Here is an 18,591-nt window from a genome sequence, read left to right on the forward strand (position 1 = left end):
GCCAGATCACAAGAGGGAGACCGCGATGAGCGCACCCGACGGCAGCCCGGTCGGCGCCGAACGCAGCATCGGCCAGTTGTTCGCCTCCGCGACGACCGAGTTGTCGGCGCTGGTGCACGACGAGATCGCGCTGGCCAAGGCGCAGCTGAAGCAGGACGTGAAGCGCGGCGCGATGAGCGGCGGGGCGTTCTCGGTGGCCGGCGCGGTGCTGGTGTTCTCCCTGCCGATGCTCAACTTCGCCCTGGCGTACGGCATCCGCACCTGGAGCCACTGGAACCTCGCGATCTGCTTCCTGCTGTCCTTCGCGGCGAACGTCCTGGTCGCGGTCGTCCTGGCGCTGATCGGCGTGCTCTTCGCGAAGAAGGCCTCCAAGAGCAAGGGCCCGCAGAAGGTCGCCGCGTCGATGAAGGAGTCGGCGGCCGTGCTGCAGAAGGCCAAGCCGCACCCGCGGCCCGAGCTGCCTCAGGATCGGGAGCCCGCGGCCATCGAGGCTGTGGCACGCTCGTCGTCATGACGGACCCCGCCACTTCCCCGCTCCCGTCCGCCTCGGTCGTACGACCCGACGGGCCCTGGACGCACCGCGAGGTCGCCGCCAACGGCGCGCGCTTCCACATCGCGGAGCTCGGCGACGGCCCGCTCGTGATGCTGCTGCACGGCTTCCCCCAGTTCTGGTGGACCTGGCGGCACCAGCTGACCGCGCTCGCCGACGCCGGGTTCCGGGCGGTCGCCATGGACCTGCGTGGCGTCGGCGGCAGCGACCGCACTCCGCGCGGCTACGACCCCGCCAACCTCGCCCTCGACGTCACCGGCGTCATCCGCTCCCTCGGCGAGCCCGACGCCGCGCTGGTCGGCCACGACCTCGGCGGCTATCTGGCGTGGACGGCGGCCGTGATGCGGCCCAAGCTCATCCGCCGACTCGCGGTGGCCTCCATGCCGCATCCGCGGCGCTGGCGCTCGGCCATGCTCGCCGACGTCAAGCAGACCACCGCGAGCTCCTACATCTGGGGCTTCCAGCGGCCCTGGATCCCCGAACGGCAGCTCGTCGCCGACGACGGGGCGCTGGTCGGGCGGCTGATCCGGGACTGGTCCGGCCCGCGGCTGCCGGAGGACGACGCGGTGGAGACGTATCAGAGGGCGATGTGCATCCCCTCGACGGCGCACTGCTCCATCGAGCCGTACCGCTGGATGGTGCGCTCGATGGCCCGGCCGGACGGCATCCAGTTCTACCGGCGCATGAAGCGGCCCGTGCGGGTTCCGACGCTGCATCTGCACGGCTCGCTGGACCCGGTGTTGCGCACGCGCAGCGCGGCGGGCTCCGGCGAGTACGTCGAGGCGCCGTACCGCTGGCGGCTGTTCGACGGGCTCGGGCACTTCCCGCACGAGGAGGACCCGGTGGCGTTCTCCACCGAGCTCATCAACTGGCTGAAGGATCCCGAGCCGGACCGCTGAAAGGGGCCGGGCCGGGGCCCGACAGCCCCCCGGGAGGCGTCAAGTCACCCGAACGGGCTGGTCCCGACGCAACGTTTCATGACGCCTGGGTGACCACGCCGCTGCGCCCGGTATCCGGAAGCGGAACACCTGTCCCTCGAACGGCCACTTGCCGCCCGCATAGGCCAATTGGGGGGCACGGGCGCGGTTATCGACCTTCGGGCGGGGGCAGACGTCGGGGTATGGGCTGGACGCACGACTACAGTGACGCAGCACGCAACCGCCGCTCGGGCAACTCCCTGAGCTCCCACCGAGGAGGCGCCCCGCAACTGCCGGGCTCCGACCTCCGGGTGGGCATTCCGCGCATCCTGCGCCGCCGGGCCCGCTGGGTCTCGGTCCGCCTGCGCCACCCCCGCGGCTGACCTGCGGGGCCTCACAGCGCGCAGCTGTCGCTGTCCACCTGCTGGGTCGCCGTACGGCCCTTGGTGATGTCCTCCGCGATCTCGTCCACCGTCAGGGCGTAGCCGGTGTCCGCGTCGTCCAGGGACTTCGCGAAGACCACGCCGTAGACCTCACCCTCGGGGGTGAGCAGCGGGCCGCCGGAGTTGCCCTGGCGGACGGTCGCGTACAGCGAGTAGACATCACGGCGGACGGTGCCGCGGTGGTAGATGTCCGGCCCGTTGGCCGGGATCCGCCCGCGCACCCGCGCGGCGCGCACGTCGTACGCGCCGTTCTCCGGGAAGCCGGCGACGATCGCGTCGTCACCGCTGTCGGCGTCGGTCGACGTGAACTTCAGGGCGGGCGCGCTGAGATCGGGCACGTCCAGGACGGCGATGTCGCGCTTCCAGTCGTACAGGACGACGGTGGCGTCGTAGCGGCGGCCCTCGCCGCCGATCTGTACGGTCGGCTCGTCGACGCCGCCGACGACATGCGCGTTGGTCATCACCCGGCGGTCGTCGAAGACGAACCCGGTGCCCTCCAGGACCTTGCCGCAGCTCTGCGCGGTGCCCATCACCTTCACGATGGAGCGCTGTGCGCGTACGGCCACGGCACTGCGGGCGAGCGCCGGGTCCGGCGGCCGTACGTCGGTGATCGGCTCGTTGGCGAACGGGCTGAAGACCTGCGGGAAGCCGTTCTGCGCGAGGACCGAGGAGAAGTCCGCGAACCAGGTGTCGGCCTGCGCCGGCAGTGCACGGGAGACCCCGAGCAGCACCTTGGAGCTCCGGACCTCCTTGCCGAGGGTCGGCAGCGTCGTGCCCGCGAGGGCCGAGCCGATCAGCCAGGCGACCAGCAGCATCGCCACGACGTTGACGAGGGCGCCGCCGGTGGCGTCCAGGGCGCGGGCCGGGGACCAGGTGATGTACCGGCGCAGCTTGTTGCCGAGGTGGGTCGTCAGGGCCTGGCCGATCGAGGCGCAGACGATGACGACGACGACCGCGACGACGGCGGCGGTCGTGCTGACCTCGGCGTTGTCGGTGAGGGCGTCCCAGAGGACGGGCAGGGTGTAGACGGCGATCAGGCCGCCGCCGAGGAAGCCGATCACCGACAGGATGCCGACGACGAAGCCCTGGCGGTAGCCCACGATCGCGAACCACACGGCCGCGACCAGCAACAGGATGTCCAGCACGTTCACCGCTTCAGGCCTCGCCTCGTCATCTTCCGCTCACTCCGGTCGTCCGGCCGGCCGGGGGCACGGCCCGCCGCACGGCGGCATACGGACGCGGCTCCCGGAGAACACAGCACGTGGGCCACCCTGTCATGCGCGCCAGTCGAGCGGGACCTGCTTGTCCCGGTCCCAGGGGCGCTCCCAGCCGGAGAAGTGCAGCAGGCGGTCGATGACACCGGCCGTGAACCCCCAGACGAGGGCCGATTCGACCAGGAATGCCGGGCCTCTGTGGCCGCTGGGGTGGACGGCGGTGGCGCGGTTGGCCGGATCCGTGAGATCCGCCACGGGGACGGTGAAGACCCGCGCGGTCTCGTTCGGATCGACGACGCCGACGGGGCTCGGCTCGCGCCACCAGCCGAGGACCGGGGTGACGACGAAGCTGCTGACCGGGATGTACAGCCGGGGCAGGACGCCGAAGAGCTGGACGCCGGACGGATCGAGGCCGGTCTCCTCCTCGGCCTCGCGCAGGGCCGCCCGCAGCGGGCCGTCGGTCGCCGGGTCGCCGTCCTCCGGGTCCAGGGCGCCGCCGGGGAAGGACGGCTGGCCGGCGTGCGAGCGCAGCGAGCCCGCCCGCTCCATCAGCAGCAGCTCGGGCCCTCGCGCGCCCTCGCCGAACAGGATGAGCACGGCCGACTGCCGCCCCGAGCCGTTCTCCGGCGGCAGGAAGCGGCTCAGCTGGAGCGGCTTCACCGTCTCCGCGGCGTGCACCACCGGCTCCAGCCAGGCGGGCAGGCCCTCCTTGCTGAGCGTGACCGCACCGCCCTGCGTGTGACTTGCCCGTGTCATCGCCACCCCCGTTCCACCCGTTCCAACGCCCGGACCCGCCGTGATCGTTCCCACACTGGGCGCGTTCGTCGGGTGCCCGTCGTACGGCTCCTCATCCGGCCCCCAGCGGCGGCGCGGGGATGCCGCCCGCGTCGAGGTAGGACTGCGGGGGGTTCAGGCGCTGGCCGGGCAGGCCGCCCTTCTCGTACTTCAGGAGCTTCTTCGCCTTGTCCGGGTCGGTCTCGCCCTCGCCGTACGCCGGGCAGAGCGGGGCGACGGGGCAGGCGCCGCAGGCCGGCTTGCGGGCGTGGCAGATGCGGCGGCCGTGCCAGATCACGTGGTGCGAGAGGTCGGTCCAGTCGCTCTTGGGGAACAGCGCGCCGACGGCGGCCTCGATCTTGTCGGGGTCGCTCTCCTCGGTCCACTGCCAGCGCCGCACGAGCCGCTGGAAGTGCGTGTCCACGGTGATGCCGGGCCGTCCGAAGGCGTTGCCCAGCACCACGAACGCCGTCTTGCGGCCGACGCCGGGCAGCTTGACCAGGTCCTCCAGCCGTCCGGGCACCTCCCCGCCGAACTGCTCCACCAGGCCCTTGGACAGCCCTATGACCGACTTGGTCTTGGCCCGGAAGAACCCGGTCGGGCGCAGGATCTCCTCGACCTCCTCCGGGTTCGCGACGGCCAGGTCCTCGGGGGTGGGGTACTTCGCGAAGAGCGCCGGGGTCGTCTGGTTGACCCTGAGGTCGGTGGTCTGCGCCGACAGCACCGTGGCCACCAGCAGCTGGAAGGGGTTCTCGAAGTCCAGCTCGGGGTGGGCGTACGGGTAGACCTCGGCCAGTTCCCGGTCGATCCGGCGGGCCCTGCGGACCAGCGCCGTGCGCGACTCGCCCTTGGGCGGAGTCGCGGCGATCGTCTTCGCGGGCGGGGCCTTCACGGCGGCGGTGGCCTTCTTGGCGACGACGGGGGGTGTCTTCTTGGCGGAGCCGGTCGTCTTCTTCAGGGCGGGGGTGGCCTTGGCGGGGCGGGCCGTCTTCTTGGCGGCGGCCTTCTTCCCTGCGGCGGACTTCTTTCCGGCGGCGGCCTTGGCCGGAACAGCCCTCTTCGCGGGAGCGGCCTTCTTGGCGGGAGCCGCCTTCTTCGCCGGAGCCGCCTGCTTCGCCGCGGCCTTCTCGTCCGGAACAGCCTTCTTGGCCGTCGTGGCCCTCTTCGCGGACGTCGTCTTCTCTCCAGCCGCAGCCTGCTCCGCCGCCTGCTCCACCGTCGCCCTCTTCGTCGCTTTTGCCGCTTCCCTACCGCCGTCAGTGGCCTGTTCGCCCACAGCGGAATCCCGCCGTACAACCATCCGCCCAGCCCCCTCGGCCTGCGCTCTCACCGGCGATTTGGACACCCGGCCAGCCTACGGCCCGGCACCGACATCCGCCCCGGACCCTGAAGATCGGCCCCCAATTGGACCCCTGCCGCTTAACAGCGGACACCAGTGCGGCATCCTTGTGACAGATCACACTGTTTGGACCGTCCGGCAAAATGGGCACCACGGACCCCTGGTACACCGGGGGAACAAGATCCCCTGAGCAGGTCGACAAGGAGAGAACTCGTGGACGACGTTCTGCGGCGCAACCCGCTCTTCGCTGCTCTCGACGACGAGCAGGCCGCGGAGCTTCGCGCCTCCATGAGTGAGGTGACTCTGGCGCGGGGCGACTCCCTGTTCCACGAGGGCGACCCGGGCGACCGGCTCTACGTGGTGACCGAGGGCAAGGTCAAGCTGCACCGCACCTCGCCCGACGGCCGCGAGAACATGCTCGCCGTCGTCGGCCCCGGCGAGCTGATCGGCGAGCTGTCGCTGTTCGACCCGGGCCCGCGCACGGCGACCGCCACCGCGCTGACCGAGGTCAAGCTGCTCGGCCTCGGCCACGGCGACCTCCAGCCCTGGCTGAACGCGCGCCCCGAGGTGGCCGCCGCGCTGCTGCGCGCCGTCGCCCGCCGGCTGCGCAAGACCAACGACGCCATGTCGGACCTGGTCTTCTCCGACGTCCCGGGCCGTGTCGCGCGCGCCCTGCTGGACCTCTCCCGCCGCTTTGGCGTGCAGTCCGAGGAGGGCATCCACGTCGTCCACGACCTGACGCAGGAGGAGCTGGCCCAGCTGGTCGGCGCCTCGCGCGAGACGGTCAACAAGGCACTCGCCGACTTCGCGCAGCGCGGCTGGCTGCGCCTGGAGGCGCGGGCCGTGATCCTGCTGGACGTCGAGCGGCTGGCCAAGCGCTCCCGCTGAGCCACCGGCCCGGCCGGGCCGAGGGGTGTCACCGGCCTGAACGACCGGTGACATTCGCCTGCCCACGCTGAAAATGCGCTGCCACTGTGTCCTGACCGGGGCACAGTGGCCCCATGACCGAAACGGTGCACCGCGTCGGCCCCGGGGTGCGGCGCCCCGGCCTCGACCCTCAGGGGTACATCGAGCGCGAGGGCTCCCTGGGGCGCGTCCCGCACGCGTTCCGGCCCGTCGTGGCCGCCGCGCGCGACCGGCTCCTGGACGTCCTCGGGGACCGGCTGCACAGCGCCTACCTCTACGGCTCCGTCCCGCGCGGCACCGCGCGCGTGGGCCGCAGCGACCTGGACCTGCTGGTCGCGCTGCGCGCGGAACCGACGGACGCCGACCGGGACGCCGTACAGGCGCTCGGGGAGGCTCTGGACCGCGAGTTCGCGCAGATCGACGGCGTCGGCACGCTGCTGTACAGCCGGGCGCGGCTGCTGAGCGACCTGGAGACGTACGACCTGGGCTGGTTCGTGGCGTGTCTGTGCACCCCGCTGCTCGGCGAGGACCTCGCCGAGTACCTTCCGCGCTACCGGCCCGACTCGCGGCTCGCCCGCGAGACCAACGGCGATCTCGCGCGGCTCCTGCCGCGCTGGCGGGAGCGTGTCTCCGCGGCCACGACGGAGGCGGAGCGCCTGCGCCTGGTCCGGTTCCTGTCCCGGCACCTGGTGCGCACCGGCTTCACCCTCGTCATGCCCGCCTGGAACGGCTGGACCAGCGACCTGCGGGAGATGGCCGAGGCGTTCGCCCGGTACTACCCCGCACGGGCCGACCAGCTGCGCTCCGCGGCCGTCCTCGGCTACGAGCCCACCTCCGACCCCGACGTCCTGCGGACGTACGTCGACGACCTGGGGCCCTGGCTGGCGGCGGAGTACACGCGCGTGCACGGCACGAAGACCCCAAGGCCCTAGATGAGGCCGTGCTCCTCCAGGTAGTCCAGCTGGGCGCGTACCGACAGCTCGGCCGCGGGCCACAGGGAGCGGTTCACGTCGGCGTACACATGGGCGACGATCTGCGCGGGCGTGCGGTAGCCGTCCTCGACGGCCGTCTCGACCTGGGCGAGCCGGTGGGCGCGGTGGGCGAGGTAGTACTCCACGACGCCCTGGGCGTCCTCCAGGACCGGCCCGTGGCCCGGCAGCACGGTGTGCACGCCGTCGTCGACCGTGAGGGACCTCAGGCGGCGCAGGGAGTCCAGATAGTCCCCGAGCCGGCCGTCGGGGTGCGCCACGACCGTCGTACCGCGTCCGAGGATCGTGTCGCCGGTCAGCACCGCGCGGTCGGCCGGCAGATGGAAGGACAGCGAGTCGGCGGTGTGCCCGGGCGTCGGTACGATCCTCAGCTCCAGGCCGCCGACCTCGACGACGTCCCCCGCGGCCAGCCCCTCGTCGCCGAGGCGCAGCGCGGGGTCGAGGGCACGCACGCGTGTGCCGGTCAGTTCGGCGAACCGGGCGGCGCCCTCGGCGTGGTCGGGGTGGCCGTGGGTGAGCAGGGTCAGGGCGACGCGCTTGCCGGCCTGTTCTGCCGTGTCGACGACCGCGCGGAGGTGGCTCTCGTCCAGCGGGCCCGGGTCGACAACCACGGCCAGGTCGGAGTCCGGCTCGGCGAGGATCCAGGTGTTGGTGCCGTCCAGGGTCATCGCGGAGGCGTTGGGCGCCAGCACGTTCACCGCGCGCGCGGTGGCGGGGCCGGAGAGGACCCCGCCGCGTGGCTGGCCGGGAAGGGCTGCTGCGTCGGTCATGCGGGGGCTCCACCGGTCGGGGTGTGCGGTGTCTGCGGCTGCGTCTGTGCCGTGGGGACGTGCTTGGTGAACTCGTCGTGGCCCGGCCAGGAGAGCACGATCTCGTCGCCGTCCAGGCGGGCCTGGGCCAGCACCGGCGTCATGTCACGGGCGGGGGCGGCGGCGAGCGCCTCGGCGGCCGTGGCGTACGGCATCAGCTGGCGCAGGGTGGCGATCGTCGGCGGCATCATCAGCAGCTCGCCCTTGTCGTAGCCGGCGGCCGCGTCGAGCGGGCGGATCCACACCGTGCGGTCCGCCTCCGTCGAGACGTCGAGGGTGCGCTGGCCCACGGGCAGGGCGGCGACGAAGAACCAGGTGTCGTAGCGGCGTTCCTCGAACTCCGGGGTGATCCAGCGCGTCCAGGCGCCCAGCAGGTCCGAGCGCAGCACCAGGCCGCGGCGGTCGAGGAACTCGGCGAAGGAGAACTCGCGGGCCACGAGCGCGGCGCGGTCGGCCTCCCAGTCCTCGCCCGTGGTGTCGCCGACGACCGTGTCCGGGCCGGCCCCGGCGAGCAGGACACCGGCCTCCTCGAACATCTCGCGGACGGCCGCGCAGACGATCGCCTGGGCGCCGCGCTCGTCCGTCCCGAGCCGGTCGGCCCACCACGCGCGCGTGGGGCCGGCCCAGCCGATGAGGTGGTCGTCGTCGCGCGGGTCGACGCCGCCGCCCGGGTAGGCGTACGCGCCTCCGGCGAAGGCCATGGAGGCGCGTCTGCGCAGCATGTGCACGGACGGACCGTCCGGCCCGTCCTTCAGGAGCATGACGGTGGCCGCGCGCTTGGGAGGCACGGGTGTGAGGGTGCCGTCCGCGAGCGCGCGGATCCGGTCCGGCCACTGAGGGGGGTACCACTGACCGTTCGCCATGGCCGGAGGCTATCCCGTGGCGGGCGTGATGTTCGAGAGGGAACGATCACCGACCCGCGACCGGCGCGATCACGCCTCGGTGAGCTCCACCTGGACCTCGACCTCCACGGGCGCGTCCAGCGGCAGCACCGCGACACCGACCGCGCTGCGGGCGTGCACGCCCTTGTCGCCGAGCACCTCGCCGAGCAGCTCGCTGGCGCCGTTGAGGACGGCGGGCTGGCCCGTGAAGTCGGACGCCGAGGCGACGAAGCCGACGACCTTCACCACGCGCGCGATGCGGTCCAGATCACCGGCGACGGACTTCACGGCCGCCAGGGCGTTCAGGGCGCAGATGCGGGCCAGGTCCTTGGCCTCCTCGGCGGTGACCTCGGCGCCCACCTTGCCGGTGACGGGGAGCTTGCCCTCGACCATCGGCAGCTGGCCGGCGGTGTACACGTACACGCCGCTCTGCACGGCCGGCTGGTAGGCGGCCAGCGGCGGCACGACCTCCGGCAGCGTCAGCCCCAGCTCGGCGAGCTTCGCCTCGACCGCGCTCACGCCGCCTGCTCCGGCTTCTTGCCGGGCTTCTGGCGCTTGAGGTAGGCCACCAGCTGCTCGGGGTTGTTCGGCCCGGGCACGACCTGGACGAGCTCCCAGCCGTCCTCGCCCCAGGTGTCCAGAATCTGCTTCGTGGCATGGACGAGCAGCGGCACGGTTGCGTATTCCCACTTGGTCATGGGGCCGACTGTAGCCGCTGTGCCGGGTGGCGCCGCGCCGGGTCGGCCCGAGGCCCGGAGGCCGCCTTCCCGCACCCCTGGAAGACCGTTTCTCCACAGCCTCGGGGGCCCGGTTGTCCACAGGCTCTGATTGCTGCGCGGCCGGACTGGTTACGCTCGAAGACGTGAGCAGGCTCCAGGTCGTCAGCGGCAAGGGCGGGACCGGTAAGACGACGGTCGCCGCGGCCCTAGCGCTGGCCCTGGCCACGGCGGGGAAGCGGACGCTTCTCGTCGAGGTCGAGGGTCGGCAGGGCATCGCACAGCTCTTCGAGACGGAGGCGCTGCCCTACGAGGAGCGCAAGATCGCCGTCGCACCCGGGGGCGGGGAGGTGTACGCGCTCGCCATCGACCCCGAACTGGCTCTGTTGGACTACCTCCAGATGTTCTACAAGCTGGGCAGCGCCGGCCGCGCCCTGAAGAAGCTCGGCGCGATCGACTTCGCCACCACGGTCGCGCCCGGCCTCAGGGACGTCCTGCTGACCGGCAAGGCCTGCGAGGCGGTCCGCCGCAAGGACAAGAGCGGACGGTTCGTCTACGACTACGTCGTCATGGACGCACCCCCGACGGGCCGCGTCACCCGCTTCCTGAACGTCAACGACGAGGTGGCGGGCCTCGCCAAGATCGGCCCGATACACAATCAGGCGCAGGCCGTGATGCGGGTGCTGAAGTCGCCGGAGACGGCCGTGCACCTGGTGACGCTGCTCGAGGAGATGCCGGTCCAGGAGACCGCCGACGGCATCGCCGAACTGCGCTCCGCCCGCCTCCCGGTGGGCCGGGTCATCGTGAACATGGTCCGGCCCGAGGTGTTGGACTCGGCCGGCCTGGAACTCGTACGGACGCTGCCGCGTACGGCCATCGCGCGGTCCCTGTCGGCCGCGGGTCTCGGCGGAGCGCGGCGCGGCGGCAACGCCGAGCGGCTGGTGGACCCGCTGCTCGACCAGGCCGAGCAGTACGCCGAGCGGTACGCGCTGGAGCACGAGCAGCGGGCCGTCCTCGGCGAGCTGGGCCTGCCGATGCACGAACTGCCGCTGCTCGCCGAGGGCATGGACCTGGCGGGTCTGTACGAACTGGCCACGGAACTGCGGAAGCAGGGGATCGCATGAGCGCGGAGACCGTCCAGGAGCGTCACCACCTCTCCCCCGCGCGCGTGCTGGACGTCGATCCGCTGCTCGACGACCCGAAGACACGCATCATCGTGTGCTGCGGCTCCGGCGGCGTCGGCAAGACCACCACGGCGGCCGCGCTCGGCCTGCGTGCCGCCGAGCGGGGCCGCAAGGTCGTGGTGCTCACCATCGACCCGGCCCGCCGCCTCGCGCAGTCCATGGGCATCGACTCGCTCGACAACACCCCGCGCCGGGTCAAGGGCGTCGAGGGGGAGGGCGAGCTGCACGCGATGATGCTCGACATGAAGCGCACCTTCGACGAGATCGTCGAGGCGCACGCGGACGCCGAGCGGGCGGCCGCGATCCTGAACAACCCCTTCTACCAGTCGCTCTCGGCGGGCTTCGCGGGCACGCAGGAGTACATGGCCATGGAGAAGCTGGGCCAGCTGCGCTCGCGCGACGAGTGGGACCTGATCGTCGTCGACACCCCGCCGTCGCGTTCGGCGCTGGACTTCCTGGACGCGCCCAAGCGGCTGGGCTCGTTCCTCGACGGCAAGCTGATCCGCGTGCTGCTGGCGCCCGCGAAGGTGGGCGGGCGCGCGGGGATGAAGTTCCTGAACGTCGGCATGTCGATGATGACCGGCGCCCTCGGCAAGCTGCTCGGCGGTCAGCTACTCAAGGATGTTCAGACGTTCGTGGCCGCGATGGACTCGATGTTCGGCGGCTTCCGCACCCGCGCGGACGCGACGTACAAGCTCCTCCAGGCGCCCGGGACGGCGTTCCTGGTGGTCGCGGCACCGGAGCGGGACGCGTTGCGGGAGGCCGCGTACTTCGTGCAGCGGCTGGCCGCGGAGGACATGCCGCTCGCGGGTCTGGTGCTCAACCGGGTCCACGGCAGTGGCGCCGCCCGGCTGTCGGCCGAGCGGGCGCTCGCCGCCGCGGAAAATCTTGAGGAGCCTCGCATTGTGGATCAGCCGGACGGGAAAGCTGGAGTTCGTAACTCCCCCGACCCAGACGGCAGTTCGGCCTTCCCGGCGTCATCCCCCGCGACCGGGGCCGACGATCCCGACCTCACGTCCGACGAGCTGACTGTGCACTCCGACGAGCTGACGGCACAGAGCGAATCGGCCGCGGAAGGCGAGCCGACCGCGGACGAGCTGACCGCCGGTCTGCTCAGGCTGCACGCGGACCGCATGCATCTGCTCTCCCGCGAGCAGCGCACGCGTGACCGCTTCACCGCGCTCCACCCCGAGGTGGCGGTGACCGAAGTGGCCGCGCTGCCCGGCGACGTGCACGACCTCGCGGGGCTGCGGGACATCGGGGACCGGCTCGCGGCCAACAGGCCGGAGCTGCCCGAGGCCGACTGAACCGACGGCGCCTTGGCCGAAGGCGTGCTGGACCGTGGGGTGCCGGGGCGGCGGACTCAGCTCACCGCCGCGTAGTTCTCGTACACCTGGTCGTCGTCGAGGGGCACCAGGCCGGCCCCACGCTCGTACTCCGTACGAGCCGTCTCCAGCAGCCGGCGCCAGGAGGTCACGGTGGGCCGCCTGCGCAGCAGTGCGCGGCGCTCCCGCTCCGTCATGCCTCCCCACACGCCGAACTCGACGCGATTGTCGAGCGCGTCGGCCAGGCACTCGGTCCGCACCGGACATCCGGTGCACACCGCCTTGGCCCTGTTCTGCGCTGCTCCCTGAACGAACAGTTCATCCGGATCGGTAGTGCGGCAGGCCGCCTGCGCACTCCAGTCGGTTACCCAGCCCATACCGGCGCCGTCCTCTCCCGAATCGAGGCTCCCCCACGGCGGCAGCGGCATATTCACCGCCGCCAGTTGAGGACGTTACGGAAGGTGGGCACAGCGCAACACCCCCTTCGGGCCCAATCTTGAATGGCCCGAACGGACTATGCGTAAGCGGCAGATCACCCGCGGGAGTGAGCTGGCGACATATGCGACTCTCCCGGCGAACCAGGACGTTTCAGTTGAGCCACAAGGGACACCAACAGACACACAAGGCGGATTCGGGCACGCCCCTGGAAAAATACCGAGGCACGTCCGGAACGATTCGGGATCGCCGGACGTATTGATACATGGCCGCACTGCTGTGACAGTTGAGAGCAGCTTAGGCCAAGGCATATACGCGTGTCCGGCGAATGAGAACGTAGGCTGCCCCTATGCCAAAGAAGCCTTCAGGCGGTGGTCTGTCGCCCGCGCAGCAGGCCGCCAAGTTCCTCGGTGTCAGTGTGCTCGCCGGTGCCGTCATGGCCGGCATCGCGCTGCCCGCCGTCGGTGCGCTGGGGCTCGCGGCCAAGGGGTCGGTGGAGAGCTTCGACGAGCTCCCGGCCAATATGAAGACGCCGCCGCTCAGCCAGCGCACCACGATCCTCGACGCCCAGGGCGGCACCATCGCCACGGTGTACTCGCGCGACCGCACGGTGGTCGAGCTGAAGGACATCTCGCCGTACATGCAGAAGGCGATCGTCGCGATCGAGGACGCCCGCTTCTATCAGCACGGCGCGGTCGACCTGAAGGGCGTCCTGCGCGCCCTGAACAAGAACGCGCAGAGCGGTGGCGTCGCCGAGGGCGCCTCCACGCTCACCCAGCAGTATGTGAAGAACGTCTTCGTGGAGGAGGCCGGCGACGACCCCACCAAGGTCGCGCAGGCCACCCAGCAGACCATCGGCCGCAAGATCAAGGAGCTGAAGTACGCGATCCAGGTGGAGGAGGAGCTCGGCAAGAAGAGGATCCTCGAGAACTACCTGAACATCACGTTCTTCGGCCAGCAGGCCTACGGCGTCGAGGCCGCCGCCCAGCGCTACTTCTCCAAGCACGCCAAGAACCTCAACATCCAGGAGTCCGCGCTCCTGGCCGGCATCGTCCAGTCGCCCAGCCGGTTCGACCCGGTCAACGACGAGACGGAGGCCACCAAGCGGCGCAACATCGTGCTGCAGCGCATGGCCGAGGTCGGCGACATCTCCCAGACGGAGGCCGACAAGGCCAAGGAGACGCCCCTCGGCCTGAACGTCAGCAAGCCCAAGAACGGCTGCATCACCGCCGTGAAGGGCGCCGGCTTCTTCTGCGACTACGTCCGGGCGGTGTTCCTGAGCGACCCGGTCTTCGGCAAGACCAAGGAGGACCGGGCCAAGGTCTGGAACCAGGGCGGCCTGACCATCCGTACGACCATGGACCCGCAGGCCCAGGACTCGGTGCAGCAGTCCGTCAAGGACCATGTGAACCAGAGCGACGAGGTGGCCACCGCCGCGACCATCGTCGAGCCCGGCACCGGCAAGATCCTCGCCATGGGCCAGTCCCGCCCGTACGGCTTCGGCAAGAACGAGACGCAGATCAACCTCTCCGTCGACCAGGCCATGGGCGGCGGGCTCGGCTTCCAGCCGGGATCGACCTTCAAGCCGATCGTGGCCGCGGCCGCCATCGAGGGGGGCATGCCGGCGACGAAGTCGTACCGGTCGCCGTACGAGATGGAGTACCCGCACCCGATCGCGCAGTGCGACGGCCAGAGCTGGAACGAGTCGGGCGCCAAGCTCACCAACGAGAACGAGTCCGAGGACGGCCCGTACTCGATGAAGGAGGCGACGGCGAAGTCCGTCAACACCTACTTCGTCGAGATGATCGCCGAGATCGGCATCTGCCCGGTGACGGAGATGGCGAAGAAGATGGGCGTCGAGCGCGCCGACGGCGGGAAGATGGAGCAGGCCCCCTCCATCGCCCTGGGCACGCAGGAGATGTCCCCGCTGACCATGGCGAACGGCTACGCCACCTTCGCCTCGCGCGGTATGTACTGCACCCCGATCGCCATCGAGTCGATCAGCCAGCGCATCGGCGGTGAGACCAAGTCCCTGGAGGTCCCGAAGTCGACCTGCTCGCGGGCGATGTCCGAGACCACCGCCGACACCGTCAACACGCTGCTGCGGGGCGTGGTCGAGGACGGTACCGGTAAGCAGGCGGGCCTCGGCAGCCGCCCGAGCGCCGGCAAGACCGGTACGACCGACGAGCGCTACGCCGCCTGGTTCGTGGGCTACACCCCGAACATGGCCGGTGCCGTCTGGGTCGGCGACCCGGCGCACGAGCGCAAGATGGAGGGCATCAGCATCGGCGGCGTCTGGCACGACAAGGTCTTCGGCGGCCAGGTGCCGGGCCCGATCTGGGGCGACATGATGACCGGCGCGCTGGAGGGCAAGGAAGTCCTGGACTTCAACCTGATCGACATCCCGGACGCCCCGAAGGACAAGGACAAGGACCGGGACCGGGACAAGGGTCGCGGGGACGACGACGGTGACAACGGCGACGACAACGGCGCCGGCGGCGTGACCGGCGGCGGCACCTTCCCCGAGCCGTCCTTCTCCATCCCGGAGGGCTTCATCCAGGGCAACGACGGCGGTCCGGGCAACGGGAACGGCAACGGCGGAGGCAACTTCCCGTAAGGGTCCCGTAGGCGTACGGCAGCGGGGGCGCCCCTCTCTTGGAGGGGCGCCCCCGCTGCCGTGGAAGGCCGGGAGTGGCCTCTGGTGCGGCAAGCGCCGCGAGTGGCCTCCTGTGCGGCAAGCCTGGAGGGCGTCAGCCCGCGAGAAGCTTCTTGACCGCGGCGGCGACGCGGCCGCCCTCGGCCTGGCCGGCCACCTTCGGGTTGACGATCTTCATGATCGCGCCCATGGCCTTCGGCCCCTCGGCCCCGGCCGCCTTCGCCTCCTCGACGGCCTGGGCGACGATCCGCTCCAGCTCCTCGTCGGACAGCTGCTTGGGCAGGTAGGCGGCGAGGACCTCGCCCTCCGCCTTCTCCCGCTCGGCCTGCTCGGCGCGCCCACCCTGCGCGAAGGCCTCGGCGGCCTCACGGCGCTTCTTCGCCTCTCGGGTGATCACCTTCTGGACTTCGTCGTCGGAGAGGTCGCGCTTCTCCTTGCCCGCGACCTCCTCCTTGGTGATCGCGGTGAGCGTCAGCCGGAGCGTCGAGGAGCGGAGCTCGTCGCGCTCCTTGATCGCGGCGTTGAGGTCTTCCTGCAGCTTCGACTTGAGCGTGGTCATGGCTCGATTGTCGCAGGTACGACAGCGGCACCGCCCGTCCATTTCCCAACGGCCACGCGGAGGCGGCGGTTGACAGGGAGGTCGTACGGGAGCAGGCAGCCGGTCTGACACGATGGACGCATGCGCGCGCGATACGGAGTACCCCTCGGCATCACGGCGGTCGGGGCCGCCGGTCTTCTCTACTCGGCGGGTTTCGAGGCCCGTTCCTTCCGCCTCCGACGGGTGACCGTCCCCGTACTCCCGGCGGGCATGCGTCCGCTGCGCGTGCTGCACGTCTCCGACATCCACATGGTCGGCGGGCAGCGCAAGAAGCAGCGCTGGCTGCGGTCGCTCGCGGGGCTGCGCCCCGACTTCGTGATCAACACCGGCGACAATCTGTCCGACCCGGAGGGCGTGCCGGAGGTGCTGGACGCGCTGGGACCGCTGATGGACTTCCCGGGGGCGTACGTCTTCGGCTCGAACGACTACTACGGACCGAGGCTGCGCAACCCCGCCCTCTATCTGGTCGAGAAGCTTCAGGGACGGCACGGCCTCAACGGCAACCCGCCGGCGGTGGGAGTGATCCACAACCCGTGGGAGGACCTGCGGGACGGCTTCGACGCGGCCGGCTGGCTGAACCTCATCAACACACGCGGCGTCCTGAAGACCGACGGCGTGTCGATCGAGCTCACGGGCGTGGACGACCCGCACATCAAGCGGGACCGCTACGCGCAGGTGGCCGGCGGCCCCTCCGGCTCGGCGGACTTCTCCATCGGCGTCGTCCACGCGCCGTACCTGCGCAGCCTCGACTCCTTCACCGCCGACGGCTACCCCCTGATCCTGGCCGGCCACACCCACGGCGGCCAGCTCTGCCTCCCCTTCTACGGCGCCTTCGTCACCAACTGCGACCTGGACACGGACCGGGTCAAGGGCCTGTCGACCCACACGGCGGGCGGTCGTACGGCGTACATGCACGTGTCGGCGGGCTGCGGCACGAACCGCTACACGCCGGTGCGGTTCGCGTGCCCGCCTGAGGCGACGTTGCTCACGTTGGTGGGGCGGGGGTAGGGGGCAGGGAGGCCTACCGGCCGGGCAGGGCGTCGGGCCCTGTCCCCCACACGGACCACCCACATAGCCCGCCATGTCCGGTTTGCCTAGCTTGGGGGCATGACCGCACCGATACCCAGGGACATCCCGGACCTCCCCGCGCTCCCGGGCATCCCCGCGCTGCTGCCCTCACCCGTCCCGGCATCGGCCGTGCTGACGCCGGTACGTCGCCCCCTGATAGGCACCTTCCGTCTCCTCACCGCGGTGGTGGCGGCCGCGGGCGTGACCATCGAGCTGCTGCTGGGCAGCCCGCTGCGCGTCCTGAGCTTCTTCACCATCCAGGCGAACATCCTGCTGGCGCTGGTCCTCGTCGCCTCGGCGCGCCGCGTGTGGACGGCCCGCCGCCCGCTGCCGGGGGCCGTGACAGGCGCCGTCCTGCTCTACGTCGTGATCACCGCGCTGGTGTACCACCTGATCCTCACCAACGCGGCGACCCCCTTTTCCATGACGGACACGGCCGCCCCGCCGACGGGCTGGCACGCGGTGGCCAACCAGCTCCTGCACACAGTGGCCCCCGCCGCGGCCGTCCTGGACTGGCTGCTCCTGACGCCCCCCGGCCGCCTCCACCTACGCCAGGCCCCGACCTGGCTCCTCTACCCCCTGACCTACCTGACCTTCTCCCTCATCCGCGGCGAACTCCTGCTCCCCGGCACCCCGGGCGGCCGCTACCTCTACCCGTTCCTGGACGTCGACGCCCACGGCTACAAGAGCATCCTGGGCAACGCCCTCCTCCTCGGCCTCTCCTTCTACGCCCTCGCCCTCCTCCTCGTCGCCCTCGACCACGTCCGCCCGAACCCGATCCGCCACCGCGCCAAAACCGGATTTCGTCTACAGCCACCGGTGGGCTAAAGTAAACGACGTCGCCGCGAGAGCAGCGACGATCGGGGTGTAGCGCAGCTTGGCAGCGCGCTTCGTTCGGGACGAAGAGGTCGTGGGTTCAAATCCCGCCACCCCGACACCGTAGTACCAGGTCAGGGGCCTGATCCGTGAGAGCGGGTCGGGCCCCTGAGTGGTTTCCAGGTCGCCTTCTTCATCTTCCAGGGGCGGATGGAGCCGGGCCCGATCCTCCAGGGGATCGGGCCCGTTCTGGGTCTGTGCACGTCGCCGTCGAGGGGCGGGTGGTCACAGGCTGTGGGCCGTGATGTCGCCGTGGCCGGTGGTCGCGCGGACGGTCAGGGCGGGGGTGGGGCCTTCGGCGTTGCGCAGCGTGTTGTCGATCCGGCCGTAGCCCGTGCCGGCGTCCAGAGAGGCGGAGGCGGGGGTGCTGATCGAGATGTCGCCCATCTGGGTGCTCAGGACGACCGTGCCGCGCAGGGCCTCGTCGATCCGGATGTCGCCCTTCTGGGTGCTGATCTCCGCGGGGCCGTTCAGGCGGCCGATCTGTACGTCGCCGGCCAGGGCGGTGAGGTGGACGCTCGCGGCTTCGTCGATCTTGGTCGAGCCCTGGGCGCCCTCGAAGGTCACGTCGCCGCACCTTCCGACGGCCCGGAACTCGGCGGCCGCCGCCTTGGCCTCGATGCGGGAGTCGACGGGCAGCTGAAGGGTCACCTCGATGGATCCCGAGGCCCCGAAGTACTGGTTCTTGGCCGTCGGGGCCTTGATCCGCAGCACGCCGTCCTCGTAGGCGACCTCCGTCTGTTCCGCCGCCTTCACGTCGCGGCTCTTCGAGGCGTCCGCCGGGCGGATCTCCACCGTGGCGTCGGACCGGTCGGCGGCGATGACCTGGATGCGGCCCGCCGGGATGTCGAGAACGGCGGAGACGGGGGCGGTGGTGTCGAACTTCTGCATCATGTTCTCCTGTGCTCGTC

The 18,591-nt window shown here is 71.1% G+C and carries 20 protein-coding genes and 1 tRNA gene; 11 read left to right on the plus strand and 10 right to left on the minus strand.

Annotation, left to right across the window (positions count from 1 at the left end):
* Nucleotides 1–25 precede the first annotated feature (25 nt).
* From RKD23_RS17315 to RKD23_RS17325, 3 genes are all read left to right on the plus strand, one after another.
* Entirely contained in the window at nt 26–514 is a 489-nt protein-coding gene (locus RKD23_RS17315) for a phage holin family protein (RefSeq protein ID WP_424854476.1), read from the plus strand.
* On the plus strand, nt 511–1,449 hold the full coding sequence (locus RKD23_RS17320; RefSeq protein ID WP_424854477.1) for an alpha/beta fold hydrolase: 939 nt from the start codon (nt 511–513) through the stop codon (nt 1,447–1,449). The genes RKD23_RS17315 and RKD23_RS17320 overlap by 4 nt, the downstream gene beginning before the upstream one ends.
* 221 nt (nt 1,450–1,670) lie before the next feature.
* Complete coding sequence (locus tag RKD23_RS17325; RefSeq protein ID WP_404037763.1) at nt 1,671–1,850, plus strand: hypothetical protein; 180 nt, start codon at nt 1,671–1,673, stop codon at nt 1,848–1,850.
* A gap of 11 nt (nt 1,851–1,861) precedes the next feature.
* Here the strand turns inward: RKD23_RS17325 and RKD23_RS17330 are convergent, their stop codons facing one another.
* The 3 genes from RKD23_RS17330 to nth all read right to left on the minus strand — a co-directional run bounded on the left by RKD23_RS17330 (nt 1,862) and on the right by nth (nt 5,198).
* Nucleotides 1,862–3,061, minus strand: coding sequence for a MarP family serine protease (locus RKD23_RS17330; protein ID WP_424854478.1), 1,200 nt, complete (start codon nt 3,059–3,061; stop codon nt 1,862–1,864).
* Nucleotides 3,062–3,184: 123 nt separating this feature from the next.
* Entirely contained in the window at nt 3,185–3,880 is a 696-nt protein-coding gene (locus RKD23_RS17335) for an NUDIX hydrolase (protein ID WP_424854479.1), read from the minus strand.
* A gap of 91 nt (nt 3,881–3,971) precedes the next feature.
* Nucleotides 3,972–5,198 carry an endonuclease III gene (gene nth, locus RKD23_RS17340; RefSeq protein WP_424854480.1) on the minus strand — a complete coding sequence of 409 codons (1,227 nt, stop codon included), beginning with the start codon at nt 5,196–5,198 and terminating at the stop codon, nt 3,972–3,974.
* Between the two features lie 252 nt (nt 5,199–5,450).
* On the opposite strand from nth, the gene RKD23_RS17345 reads away from it, so the two are divergent.
* Nucleotides 5,451–6,125: a Crp/Fnr family transcriptional regulator gene (locus tag RKD23_RS17345; RefSeq protein WP_029382547.1), complete on the plus strand. Its 675-nt coding sequence runs from the start codon at nt 5,451–5,453 to the stop codon at nt 6,123–6,125.
* 113 nt (nt 6,126–6,238) lie between these two features.
* The gene (locus RKD23_RS17350; RefSeq protein WP_424854481.1) at nt 6,239–7,075 is read left to right on the plus strand and encodes a nucleotidyltransferase domain-containing protein; all 837 of its coding nucleotides are present in this window, start codon (nt 6,239–6,241) and stop codon (nt 7,073–7,075) included.
* Here the strand turns inward: RKD23_RS17350 and RKD23_RS17355 are convergent.
* The 4 genes from RKD23_RS17355 to RKD23_RS17370 form a co-directional block, all read right to left on the minus strand.
* Nucleotides 7,072–7,902, minus strand: a complete 831-nt coding sequence (locus RKD23_RS17355; RefSeq protein ID WP_424854482.1) for an MBL fold metallo-hydrolase — start codon at nt 7,900–7,902, stop codon at nt 7,072–7,074. The two genes, RKD23_RS17350 and RKD23_RS17355, sit on opposite strands and share 4 nt — an antisense overlap.
* On the minus strand, nt 7,899–8,804 hold the full coding sequence (locus RKD23_RS17360) for an NUDIX hydrolase (protein WP_424854483.1): 906 nt from the start codon (nt 8,802–8,804) through the stop codon (nt 7,899–7,901). The genes RKD23_RS17355 and RKD23_RS17360 overlap by 4 nt, the downstream gene beginning before the upstream one ends.
* Before the next feature lie 69 nt (nt 8,805–8,873).
* On the minus strand, nt 8,874–9,341 hold the full coding sequence (locus tag RKD23_RS17365) for a RidA family protein (protein ID WP_424854484.1): 468 nt from the start codon (nt 9,339–9,341) through the stop codon (nt 8,874–8,876).
* Entirely contained in the window at nt 9,338–9,520 is a 183-nt protein-coding gene (locus RKD23_RS17370) for a DUF4177 domain-containing protein (protein ID WP_404037741.1), read from the minus strand. The genes RKD23_RS17365 and RKD23_RS17370 overlap by 4 nt, the downstream gene beginning before the upstream one ends.
* Before the next feature lie 164 nt (nt 9,521–9,684).
* On the opposite strand from RKD23_RS17370, the gene RKD23_RS17375 reads away from it, so the two are divergent.
* Nucleotides 9,685–10,662: an ArsA-related P-loop ATPase gene (locus RKD23_RS17375; protein WP_424854485.1), complete on the plus strand. Its 978-nt coding sequence runs from the start codon at nt 9,685–9,687 to the stop codon at nt 10,660–10,662.
* A complete protein-coding gene (locus RKD23_RS17380; RefSeq protein ID WP_424854486.1) occupies nt 10,659–12,029 on the plus strand; it encodes an ArsA family ATPase in 1,371 nt (456 codons plus the stop codon). Before RKD23_RS17375 ends, RKD23_RS17380 begins: the two co-directional genes overlap by 4 nt.
* Before the next feature lie 56 nt (nt 12,030–12,085).
* Here the strand turns inward: RKD23_RS17380 and wblA are convergent, their stop codons facing one another.
* Nucleotides 12,086–12,424, minus strand: coding sequence for a transcriptional regulator WblA (wblA, locus tag RKD23_RS17385; RefSeq protein ID WP_063608098.1), 339 nt, complete (start codon nt 12,422–12,424; stop codon nt 12,086–12,088).
* Nucleotides 12,425–12,831: 407 nt separating this feature from the next.
* On the opposite strand from wblA, the gene RKD23_RS17390 reads away from it, so the two are divergent.
* Nucleotides 12,832–15,099 carry a transglycosylase domain-containing protein gene (locus RKD23_RS17390; RefSeq protein WP_424854487.1) on the plus strand — a complete coding sequence of 756 codons (2,268 nt, stop codon included), beginning with the start codon at nt 12,832–12,834 and terminating at the stop codon, nt 15,097–15,099.
* A gap of 133 nt (nt 15,100–15,232) precedes the next feature.
* On the opposite strand, the gene RKD23_RS17395 is transcribed toward RKD23_RS17390, so the two are convergent.
* Nucleotides 15,233–15,697, minus strand: coding sequence for a GatB/YqeY domain-containing protein (locus tag RKD23_RS17395; RefSeq protein WP_424854488.1), 465 nt, complete (start codon nt 15,695–15,697; stop codon nt 15,233–15,235).
* Nucleotides 15,698–15,817: 120 nt separating this feature from the next.
* Between RKD23_RS17395 and RKD23_RS17400 the strand changes: the two genes are divergently transcribed.
* From RKD23_RS17400 to RKD23_RS17410, 3 genes are all read left to right on the plus strand, one after another.
* Nucleotides 15,818–16,744, plus strand: a complete 927-nt coding sequence (locus RKD23_RS17400) for a metallophosphoesterase (RefSeq protein ID WP_424854489.1) — start codon at nt 15,818–15,820, stop codon at nt 16,742–16,744.
* Nucleotides 16,745–16,843: 99 nt separating this feature from the next.
* On the plus strand, nt 16,844–17,632 hold the full coding sequence (locus RKD23_RS17405) for a Pr6Pr family membrane protein (RefSeq protein ID WP_424854490.1): 789 nt from the start codon (nt 16,844–16,846) through the stop codon (nt 17,630–17,632).
* A 33-nt stretch (nt 17,633–17,665) separates the two neighbouring features.
* A tRNA-Pro gene (locus tag RKD23_RS17410) sits at nt 17,666–17,739 on the plus strand.
* A gap of 166 nt (nt 17,740–17,905) precedes the next feature.
* On the opposite strand, the gene RKD23_RS17415 is transcribed toward RKD23_RS17410, so the two are convergent.
* Nucleotides 17,906–18,571 (minus strand): DUF4097 family beta strand repeat-containing protein, encoded by a 666-nt coding sequence (locus RKD23_RS17415; RefSeq protein ID WP_424854491.1) that lies wholly within the window; start codon nt 18,569–18,571, stop codon nt 17,906–17,908.
* Nucleotides 18,572–18,591 lie beyond the last annotated feature (20 nt).

This window comes from Streptomyces sp. SAI-170 (assembly GCF_049739565.1).
In the GTDB taxonomy this organism is placed as follows: domain Bacteria; phylum Actinomycetota; class Actinomycetes; order Streptomycetales; family Streptomycetaceae; genus Streptomyces.